1 protein-coding gene and 1 pseudogene are annotated in these 1,723 nt (G+C 65.6%); one reads left to right on the forward strand and one right to left on the reverse strand.

The window, feature by feature from the left end; all coding sequences use genetic code 11:
- A partial coding sequence (locus tag DMB66_RS58710; protein WP_158647726.1) for a toll/interleukin-1 receptor domain-containing protein occupies window positions 1–1,168 on the reverse strand: 1,168 nt, incomplete at its 3' end.
- Between the two features lie 304 nt (window positions 1,169–1,472).
- On the opposite strand from DMB66_RS58710, the pseudogene DMB66_RS58715 reads away from it, so the two are divergent.
- Window positions 1,473–1,723 (forward strand): annotated as a pseudogene (locus DMB66_RS58715) (IS1380 family transposase); the annotation flags it as partial.

Below are 1,723 nucleotides of genomic sequence, written 5' to 3' on the forward strand. Positions count from 1 at the left end.
CCCGATGGTCGGCAATGAGGCGGGCCACGAGTTCCGCCGCGACGTCGGCGGAGCGGGTGACAACCGCGTCGTACTCGATGGCCTCGTCGGGATTGACGTGGATGTGTTCGGTTTGGCCGAAGCCGAGGACTGCGGTGTTGCCGGGTTTGGCGACGCTGCCGTAGGAGATCATGGTCGCGGGGTCGAGACCGATCGCTGGGATCACCAGCGAACCGTGCGGCAGGTCGAGGGCGGTCAAGGCGTCGAGCATGCTGGCGACCTGACCAATGAGGTGCTCGACGTCGATCAGGGCGCCGATGGATCCGCGAGGAAGCGGCGCCCATGTCGACCGCTGGCCGGAACGCGTCACTGCCATGCCCTTCGCGTTGTCCCAGCCGCCACCAGTCACCCGAGCGAGAGTGGCGTCGGAATGGGATTCCAGCGCTTCGAGCCGGTTGAAGATCCCGGTCTGGCGCCCGTGGTTGGGTAGTTGGTCCTTGAGGTCGCTTAACTCGCTGACCTGTACCCGGGCATCTTCCCCCGAGAAGGCCAAGTGCACCTCGACTGCTGCTGCGCCCTGTCGGCCTTGACGTCCGTGCATCGGATCAAGGTCGCGGTGCCAAGACACCGTGATCGGCGGTGCCGGGTTCTGCCATCGCAGTCTGCCGGCAGGCACCCGCCCAGGCGCCTTCTCAGCCACGGGAAACGGGGCAACTGATGCGGGCGGGTTCGAGACGGTCGCCGACGGACCGGGGAACGGCGGCGGCATGGTGGGCTTGTTGCGCTCACGCCGGACGCCTTCGAGGACCATCTTGCGCGCGGTGTCCTCGTCTTTTCCCTGGATTCGGATCTGGACGACCTGGCTGAGTAGGCCCGTCGGCTGGCATTCCTCCACCATGATCGGCACGAGAGCGTTCTTCGCGCCTTCCGGATCAGTGGCGAACACGGCAGTCCACTCCGGGGTCGGGAACTGGGCCTTGAGATATGCCGGTGAGAGCACAGCGATCATGCGTGGGCACTGCTTGAGGGCCTTGTCCATCTCCACGGCGAAGTTGCTGCCGGGCCGAAAGTCCCACTCCTGGATCGTCACCGTGTGGCCGTCGGCTTCGAGGATGTATGCGATCCAAGTGGCCCACGCCTTGTCGACGGAGGTGTAGGAGACGAAGAAGTCCTTCACGACGGAGTCCACTCGACCGAGGATAGAGGCCAGGTCCGACAAGTTCCGACGCCACGCACCGGTCGGGTAGATGGAAGGGATCGGAGATCTGCCGCCTCCCCAGAGGCCTGAGCCTCGATCCACCGATGAATGTTGATGGGTGGCGGCGTGCCGATATAGAAAGTGCCCTCTGAACTGGGAGGATAGGAGTTACGACGCTTCTATTCCACCGGTTCGAGAGGGCACCTCGCAGGTGAGATTACGCCAAGACACGCCAGTCGTGCGCGCAACGTTCGACGATCCGAATCTCGTGTCGTGCGCCGGGCTCGTGCCGGTGATGCGCCTGGCCGATCAGGTCGGCCTGCACGACGCGGTCGCCGGCCGGGTCCGGCTGCCGACGGACAAGGGGTCGAACCCCGCGGGCAAGCTCGCCACGATCGTCGCGGCGATGCTCGCCGGCGCGGACAGCATCGACGACCTCGACATCGCCCGACACGGTGGCATGCGGTCGCTGTTCACCAGCGTGTACGCGCCTCGACGCTCGGATCGTTCCTGCGCACGTTCACCACGGCCACGTGCGGCAGTTGC

It is taken from the genome of Actinoplanes sp. ATCC 53533 (assembly GCF_003947245.1).